The organism is Kitasatospora sp. NPDC057512 (genome assembly GCF_042802135.1).
Taxonomy (GTDB): domain Bacteria; phylum Actinomycetota; class Actinomycetes; order Streptomycetales; family Streptomycetaceae; genus Kitasatospora.
Genome location: NZ_JBHVET010000355.1, coordinates 1 through 8,288, shown reverse-complemented (window position 1 = coordinate 8,288; position 8,288 = coordinate 1). Strand labels below are relative to the sequence as shown.

Annotated in this window: 8 protein-coding genes; 6 read left to right on the top strand and 2 right to left on the bottom strand. The window is 73.7% G+C overall.

The features are described 5' to 3' along the window. Together ACFU6K_RS22520 and ACFU6K_RS22515 are read right to left on the bottom strand one after the other, a co-directional pair. A partial coding sequence (locus tag ACFU6K_RS22520; RefSeq protein ID WP_380665681.1) for an FtsX-like permease family protein occupies positions 1-1,962 on the bottom strand: 1,962 nt, incomplete at its 3' end. Continuing rightward, positions 1,959-2,684 carry an ABC transporter ATP-binding protein gene (locus tag ACFU6K_RS22515; protein WP_380665679.1) on the bottom strand — a complete coding sequence of 242 codons (726 nt, stop codon included), beginning with the start codon at positions 2,682-2,684 and terminating at the stop codon, positions 1,959-1,961. The genes ACFU6K_RS22515 and ACFU6K_RS22520, both read right to left, overlap by 4 nt. Before the next feature lie 117 nt (positions 2,685-2,801). Here ACFU6K_RS22515 and ACFU6K_RS22510 point away from each other — a divergent pair, with 117 nt between their 5' ends. From ACFU6K_RS22510 to ACFU6K_RS22485, 6 genes are all read left to right on the top strand, one after another. Next, on the top strand, positions 2,802-3,710 hold the full coding sequence (locus ACFU6K_RS22510) for a sensor histidine kinase (RefSeq protein ID WP_380665676.1): 909 nt from the start codon (positions 2,802-2,804) through the stop codon (positions 3,708-3,710). Between the two features lie 11 nt (positions 3,711-3,721). Beyond that, positions 3,722-4,420: a response regulator gene (locus ACFU6K_RS22505; RefSeq protein ID WP_380665674.1), complete on the top strand. Its 699-nt coding sequence runs from the start codon at positions 3,722-3,724 to the stop codon at positions 4,418-4,420. A 189-nt stretch (positions 4,421-4,609) separates the two neighbouring features. Next, complete coding sequence (locus ACFU6K_RS22500) at positions 4,610-5,818, top strand: cytochrome P450 (RefSeq protein ID WP_380665672.1); 1,209 nt, start codon at positions 4,610-4,612, stop codon at positions 5,816-5,818. Between the two features lie 148 nt (positions 5,819-5,966). Continuing rightward, positions 5,967-7,124 carry a type III polyketide synthase gene (locus ACFU6K_RS22495; RefSeq protein WP_380665670.1) on the top strand — a complete coding sequence of 386 codons (1,158 nt, stop codon included), beginning with the start codon at positions 5,967-5,969 and terminating at the stop codon, positions 7,122-7,124. Beyond that, entirely contained in the window at positions 7,124-7,708 is a 585-nt protein-coding gene (locus tag ACFU6K_RS22490) for an NUDIX hydrolase (RefSeq protein ID WP_380665668.1), read from the top strand. The genes ACFU6K_RS22495 and ACFU6K_RS22490 overlap by 1 nt, the downstream gene beginning before the upstream one ends. 98 nt (positions 7,709-7,806) lie before the next feature. Further along, complete coding sequence (locus tag ACFU6K_RS22485) at positions 7,807-8,232, top strand: SHOCT domain-containing protein (RefSeq protein WP_380665666.1); 426 nt, start codon at positions 7,807-7,809, stop codon at positions 8,230-8,232. The last annotated feature ends 56 nt before the right edge of the window (positions 8,233-8,288 follow it).

Below are 8,288 nucleotides of genomic sequence, written 5' to 3'. Positions count from 1 at the left end.
GCCCAGCGCGGCGACCACCGACAGCAGGACGGTGAAGATCGTGGCGAAGCTGATGACCGCGACGATCGGGCCGGTCGGGTCGGGCGCGAACACCCGGGCCGAGAGGCTCGGGTCGGCGGCCGTCACGGCCCGCTGGTAGGCCTGGGCGTCGGCGCCCTCGGCGAGGCTGACGTCGTACTCGACCGCGTGCGGGTCGTCGGTGAGCGCGGCCCGGGTGAGGTCGTTGGACGTGAAGGCCCGGGCGTTGCCCTGGACCACCTCGCCGACGACGGTGACGGTCAGCCGTCGGCCGTCGAGGTCGAGGGTGAGCCGGTCGCCGAGCTTGAGTCCGTGCTCCCGGAGGAAGGAGGGCCCGGCCTCGATCTCGTTCGGCCCGGTCGCCGCACGGCCCCTGACCACCTCGCGCTGCATCTGGTCCGCGATCCCGTCGCCGCTGAGGAAGTCGGCGAAGGCCGGCTGGGTGAAGCCGACCAGCCCGACCTTGACCAGTCCGCGGACGTGGACCTGGTCGGCGCCGGGGGTGGTCCGCAGCATCGTCTCGGTCTGGGCGGGGGTGAGCCGGGGCTCGGTCTTGCTGCCCGAGAAGTGGGCGGTCTGCACCCTGACGTGGGTGTGGCCGTCGTTGTGGCCCACCAGCCTGGTCAGGGTGGTGCCCAGTCCCGACGTCACGGTCACGGTGAGCACGCCGAGCACGATCGCCGACATGGTGAGCGCGGTGCGGCCGGGGCGGGCGAAGGGCTGGCCGAGGCCGAGGCTGACGGCGCGCGGCAGGCGGGTGCCGCTCAGCAGGCGCTGGACCTTCAGTCCGCGCCCGGTGCGCGGTGCGCTGCCGGCCGAGATGGCCTGGGCGGCGGACAGCCGGTGGGCGCGCGAGGCCGGGAGGAAGGCGGCGAGGACCACCAGCAGCGGGACGCTGACCAGGGTGGCGGCGGGCAGCCAGCCGGCCGGTTCGATCACGGCGGTGCCGGTGGTGATCCCGGCGAAGGCGGACCGGAGGATCGGGTGGGCCGCCACCCAGCCGGCCGCGGTGCCGAGGACGGTGCCGGCGACGGCGGGCACCGAGACCATGGTCAGGTAGACGGTGACCACCTGGCGCGGGGTGAAGCCGATCGCCTTCAGCACGCCGATGTGCCGGTAGCCGGAGACGACCGCGCCGCTCACCACGTTGCCGACGATCAGCGCGGCGACGACCAGGCCGAGCACTCCGAAGACCGTCATCAGCGGCAGGTAGGCGTCGGCGCCCGCGGAGAAGGCGTCCTTGAGCACCAGGTAGGACTGGACGTTGGTGAGCGCGTCCTTCGGCAGGCCCTCGGTGGCGGTGGCCAGGGCGGAGGTGAGCCGCTGTTCGTCGGAGGCGTCGGAGAACCGGTAGAGCATCTGCCGGGCGGTGGGGTGCAGGGCAGCGGCCTGTTCGGGGGTGACCCAGCCGCCCGCGCTCTGGCTCATGCTGGTGGCGTAGCCGACGATGGTGAGCGTCCGGCCGCCGCTGAGGGGCAGCGGGTAGTCCAGGTACGCGGACGGGAAGCCGCCGAACGGCTCGTTGACGACGACCTCGCCGGGTTTGCTCGCCCAGCGGCCGCCCAGCAGTCGCACCTGGTCCACCGGGCCGGCCGGGTCGGAGCGGCCGACCAGGGTGAGTGCTCCGGGCGGGCTGCCGACCCAGTCGGTGGGGATCTCCACCACGGCCTGGTCGAACGGCCCGGCGGCGGCCTCGACGCCGGGCCGGTGGGCGGTGGCGGCCAGTTGTTCCGCCGTGGCCCCGGCCGGGTCGAAGGTCGCGATGACGTGGGCGCCACGCTGCTGGGAGAAGGCGTCGTCGAAGGGGGCCCGGGCGGCGCTGATCACCGCGAGGGCGAGCAGCACGGTCGTGGTGGAGCAGAAGACGACCAGGCCGATCACGATGGTCTGCACCCGGCGGCGCTTCACGGCCGCCCGGGAGGCACGCCAGACGGCTCCGGTCATGCGGACGCCTCCAGCATCCGGTCGCCGGCCACCCGGCCGTCCGCGACCTCGACCAGCCGGCTGGCGCAGCGGGTGGCCAGGGCGGGGTCGTGGGTGACGATCAGCAGGGTCTGGCCGATCTGGTTGAGGTCGATCAGCAGGTCCATCACCTGCTCGCCGGAGCGGCTGTCCAGGGCGCCGGTCGGCTCGTCGGCGAGCAGCAGGGCCGGGCGGTTCATCAGGGCGCGGGCCACCGCGACGCGCTGGCGTTCGCCGCCACTGAGCGCGGCCGGGTAGACGTCCTTGCGGTGCGCGACGCCGAGTTCGTCCAGCAGCTCCAGTGCCCGGCGGCGGGCCTGGCGGGCACCGGTGCCGGTCAGCTGGGTGGCCAGGGCGACGTTGTCGAGGGCCGGGAGGTCGTCGATCAGGTTGAAGAACTGGAAGATCATGCCGACGTGCCGGCGGCGGAACAGGGCCAGCCCGTTCTCGTTCAGCCGCCCGAGGTCCTGGCCCTGCACCCGGACGGTGCCGGCGGTGGGCCGGTCCAGTCCGGCCACCATGTTCAGCAGGGTGGACTTGCCGCACCCCGAGGGGCCCATCACGGCGACCGCCTCGCCGGCGCGGATCCGCAGGTCGACGCCGTCGAGCGCCTTGGCGTCGCCGAACTCCTTGTGGACCCCGGACAGCTCGACGACGACCTGCGCGTCGTCCGGCCGGGAGGTCCCGTCGTGGTCGTTGCTCATGGTGGACGACCGTAGGCGCGGGGCCGCCGCCGGCACGTCCCACCCCGGGTGTAACCGCGGCGGCCGTAGTACCCGGGATGTACGGGGGCGGCACCCCCGGATGATGTGGATCATGCGGTGACCTGGGAGGCTGTCGCCGTGTGGGGAACGGGGTGGGAGTGGGCGGCCGTCGCGACGGCCGGTGCGGCGGGCACGGCGGCCGGCTGGCTGGCGGTGGCGCTCGCCCGCGCGCGGCGGCTGCACCGGGCGGCCATCGGCGAGCGCGGCTGGCTGCTGGAACGGGAGCGGGAGAGCGCCGCCCGGACCGCTGTGGAGGCCGAACGGTCCCGGATCGCCGCCGAGTTGCACGACATCGTGAGCCACAACGTGAGCCTGATGGTGGTGCAGGCCGGGGCCGCGCGCGAGGTGCTGGCGACCATGCCCGAGGAGGCGGCGGCCGCGATGGCCGCGGTCGAGGCGGCCGGGCGGGACACCATGACCGAGCTGCGGCACCTGCTCGGCCTGCTCGCCCCGGCCGCGGACGGCGGCGAGGGGCCCGCCGCGGACGGCTTCGCGCCGCAGCCCAGCCTGAGCCGGCTGAGCCCGCTGATCGACCGGTTCGCCTTCGCCGGGCTGCCGGTCGAGGTGCGGGTCTCGGGCGAGCCGAGGCCGCTGCCCGGCGGGATCGACGTGACGGCGTACCGGATCATCCAGGAGGCGCTGACCAATGCGCTCAAGCACGGGGACGGGGTGACGGCGGAGGTGACGGTGCGCTACGCGGACCACTACCTGCGGGTGGAGGTGCTCAACAGCGGTCCGAGCGTGCTCGCCGGGGCGGCGGCCGCGACGGGCGGACAAGCTGGGCAGCGCGAACGAGCCGGGCGGGGCGGACGAGCCGCACCGGACGGGCCGGGGCCGGACGGCGCCGGGCGCGGGCTGATCGGCCTGCGCGAGCGCGTCGCGGTGTACGGCGGGGACCTGGACGCCCGGCGCCGGCTCGGCGGGGGCTTCCGGGTCCGCGCCCGCATCCCGCTGGACCGGCCGTGACGGAGGAGAACGTGCCCCAGGACCAGGAGCGCCGCCCCCGGGTGGTGATCGCCGACGACCAGGAGCTGGTCCGCACCGGCTTCCGGCTGATCCTCACCGCGCGCGGCATCGACGTGGTCGCCGAGGCCTCGGACGGCGCCGAGGCGGTGGCCGCCGCCGTCCTGCACCGCCCGGACGTCGCGCTGCTGGACATCCGGATGCCCGGCACCGACGGCCTGGAGGCCGCCCGGCGCATCCTGGCCCAGGTGCCCGGCTGCCGGGTGATCATGCTGACCACCTTCGACCTGGACCACTACGTCTACGCCGCGCTGTCCGCCGGGGCCAGCGGCTTCCTGCTCAAGGACGTCACCTCCGCCCACCTCGCCGCCGCCGTACGGCTGGTGGACACCGGGGACGCGCTGCTCGCCCCCTCGATCACCCGGCGCCTGGTCGAGCGGTTCGCGGCCGGCGCCCCGCGCCCGGCCCCGGGCGCCGACGGCCCGGCGCTGCACCGCGACCTCGCCCCGCTCACCCCGCGCGAGGCGGAGGTGCTGACGCTGCTCGGGCGCGGGCTGTCCAACACCGAGCTGGCGCGCGAACTGACGCTCAGCGAGTCGACGGTGAAGACCCACGTGGCCCGGATCTTCGCCAAGCTGAACCTGCGGGACCGGGCGCAGGCGGTGGTGCTCGCCTACGAGACCGGGCTGGTCGCGCCGGGCGGTACCGACTGAACGTCAACTTCCCTTGACCGCAGGCTGATTCACCTGACTATCGGCCCAACCTCACTCCTTGGAGTTAACTCTCTTCAGCACGTTCTCCTTTTTGCCAGTTCATGGGGCACCATCTGCATGTCCACGCCCGAACGAGACCACCACCTCGGGCGCCACCCCCCGGCATGACGAGAACACTTGGACCGGCCCGTGACCACCACCGCCCCCGTGTGGGACTGCCCCTTCCACCACACCGACGGCCTGGAGTTCGACCCCCTCCTGAAGCGACTGCTCACCGAGGCCCCGGTCGCCAGGATCCGGCTGCCGCACGGCGAGGGCGAGGCCTGGCTGGCCACCCGCTACGAGGACGTCAAGGTGGTCACCAGCGACCGCCGGTTCAGCCGCGCCGCCGGCATCGGCCGCGACCTGCCCCGGATGACGCCCGCCCCGATCGCCCAGGCCGAGGCGATCAACCTGATGGACCCGCCCGCCCACAACCGGCTGCGCCGACTCGTCGCCCAGGGCTTCACCAACCGCCAGGTCGAGCGGATGCGCCCGGCCACCCAGCGCACCGTCGACGGCTACTTCGACGAGATGACCGAGCACGGCGCCCCCGCCGACCTGATGCACTTCCTGGCCGGCCGCCTCCCGCTCACCACCATCTGCGAACTGCTGGGCATCCCGGCCGCCGACCGCGCCGAACTGCGCGGCCACGCGGTGGCGATGATGCGGATGGGCCCCGGCAGCCGGGACGGCCAGGAGGCCGCCAAGACCGCGCTGCGCGACTACTTCACCGGGCTGACGGCCGAGCGCCGCGCCCACCCCGGTGAGGACCTGATCAGCGCCCTGGCCACCGCCCGCGACGGCGACGAACTGCTGGCCCCGGACGAGCTGACCGTCATGGCGATGGTCCTGCTGGTCACCGGCCACGACACCAGCACCTACCAGCTCGGCAACCTCACCTACACCCTGCTCACCCACCCCGAGCAGCTCGCCAAGCTGCGCGCCCGGCCCGAGACGCTGCCGCGCGCCCTGGAGGAGCTGCTGCGCTTCGTCCCGTTCCGCCAGGGCGTCGGCATCGCCCGGGTCGCCACCGAGGACGTCGAGCTGGGCGGCGTGCTGATCCGGGCCGGCGAGGCCGTGCACGTCTCCTACCTGACCGCCAACCGGGACCCGGCGGCCTACGAGCGCCCCGACGAACTGGACCTCGACCGCGACGCCGGGCCCGTCAACATGACCTTCGGGTACGGCCAGCACCGCTGCCTCGGCTCGCACCTGGCCCTGATGGAGCTACAGGTCGCCATCGGCACCCTGCTGCGCCGCTTCCCCGGCCTGCGGCTGGCCGTCGAGCCGTCCGAACTCGACTGGAACTCCGGCTCGATCTGGCGCTTCCCGCGCACCCTGCCGGTGGCCTGGTAGCCGACTCCCCGCCTGCCGTCACCACCACCCGTCGCCACCCCGTCACCACCAACCCGCCGCCGCCCGCCGCCCGCGGCCGCCGCGGCGTCCGTACCGCTCCACGCACCCACCATGCCTGCCACCAGGCCCCCAGGGGAGACCCGCACCCATGGCAACACTCTGCCGCCCCGCCATCGCCGTACCCGAGCACGTCATCACCCTCGACGAGACCCTCGCCCTGGCCCGCAGCCTGCACGCCGGCCACCCCCAACTCGGCCTGGCGCTGCGGCTGATCGAGAACACCGGGGTGCGCACCCGGCACCTGGTCCAGCCGATCGAGCGGACCCTCACCCACCCGGGCTTCACCGTCCGCAACGAGGTGTACGAGCGCGAGGCCAAGCGGCGCGTCCCCGAGGTGGTCGAACGCGCCCTCGCCCACGGCGAGTTGACCGCCCGGGACATCGACCTGATCGTCTACGTGTCCTGCACCGGCTTCATGATGCCGTCGATGACCGCCTGGCTGATCAACACCATGGGCTTCCGCTCCGACACCCGCCAGGTGCCGATCGCCCAGCTCGGCTGCGCGGCCGGCGGCGCCGCCGTCAACCGGGCGCACGACTTCTGCCGCGCCTACCCGGGCGCCAACGTGCTGATCGTCGCCTGCGAGTTCTGCTCGCTCTGCTACCAGCCGACCGACCTCGACGTCGGCTCGCTGCTCTCCAACGGGCTGTTCGGCGACGCGGTCGCCGCCGTGGTGATGCGCGGGAACGGCGGGCACGGCGTCCAGGTCGAGCGCAACGGCTCGCACCTCGTCCCGCACACCGAGGACTGGATCTCGTTCGGGGTGCGGGACACCGGCTTCCACTTCCAGCTGGACCGGCGGGTGCCCGGCACCATGGAGCTGCTCGCGCCCGCGCTGCGCGGCCTGGCCGGGGAACATGGCTGGGACGTCTCCGGGCTCGGCTTCTACATCGTGCACGCGGGCGGCCCGCGCATCCTGGACGACCTGTGCCGCTTCCTCAACCTGGAGCCGGCCACCTTCCGCTACAGCCGGGCGACGCTCACCGAGCGGGGCAACATCGCCAGCGCCGTCGTCTTCGACGCGCTGGCCCGGCTGTTCGCCGACGGCGGCGTGCCCGAGGGCACCACCGGGCTGATCGCGGGCTTCGGACCGGGCATCACCGCCGAGATCTCACTGGGCAGTTGGGTCGGCGCACCGGCCGAAGGGGCGCGTCCGCGCCGCCCGCGCGCCATCTCCACCTCCGACATCGCGCTCGTCCATCCGACCGTCCCCCGCCGTTTCCCGACCGGCACTACGATCTCCTGATGACCGATACCACGGAGCGCTCCGACACCTCTGCCAGATCCGCCGAACTCGCCGCCCTGTTCCCGGCGTTGCACGCGCCGCAGTACTGGAGCTGGGGCCGCTTCGACGCGCAGTTCTCCACCGAGCCGCCGCCGGACGCACTGGTCACCAACATCCACCTGGTCGGCTTCGCGGACGGTCAGGTCGTGCTCTGCCGGGACGACCGGGACCACTGGTTCCTGCCCGGCGGCACCCGGGAGCGGGACGAGAGCATCGTCGCCTGCCTGGCCCGGGAGCTGCGCGAGGAGGCCGGCGCCCGGCTGCTCGGCGAGCCGCACTGGCTGGGCGCGCACCGCTGCCGCACCGAGGACCCGGTGCCGTACCGGCCGTGGCAGCCGCACCCGGAGAAGGCCTGGCTGTGGGGCTGGGGCGAGGTCGCGCTGGACTCCGCGCCGACCAACCCGGCGGACGGCGAGCAGGTGGTCGAGGTCCGTCCGGTGCCGCCCGCGGAGGCCCAGCGGCTGCTGCTGGCCGGGCACGACGCCTGGTGGGGCGAGCTGGTCGCACTGGCGGTGGAGCTGCGCCGACGGGCCGGGCTGGGCTGAGACCGCCCTTCCCCGGGATATTCCCACCGGGACGGAAGACCACCGGAACGGCCGAACAGCAGCAGGCCATGTCCGTTTTGCGGTGATATGACTCGGCCATGGACACCAAACTGCTGGCCGTGGACTACCCGGCGCTCCACATCTTCTGGACGATGCTGGAGCTGTTCCTCTGGATCCTCTGGTTCTTCCTGCTGTTCAAGATCATCACGGACATCTTCCGCAGCCACGACCTCGGCGGCTGGGCCAAGGCCGGCTGGCTGGTCCTGGTGATCATCCTGCCGCTGATCGGCGTCCTGGCCTACCTGATCGCCCGCGGGCAGTCGATGGGCAAGCGGGACATCGAACAGGCGGAGCGGTCCGAGGCCGCGTTCAAGTCCTACATCCGGGACGCCGCCGGAACGGCGCCCGCGGGCGGCGGTGGCGGCAGCCACGTCGAGGACCTGGCGAAACTGGCGGCCCTGAAGGAGAAGGGCGCCATCTCCGACGAGGAGTACCAGAGGGCCAAGGACAAGCTCCTGGCCTGACCCGCACGGACGGCCGGGGGGGGGGGGGCCCCCCGGCCTCGCCCCGCCCCCCGCGC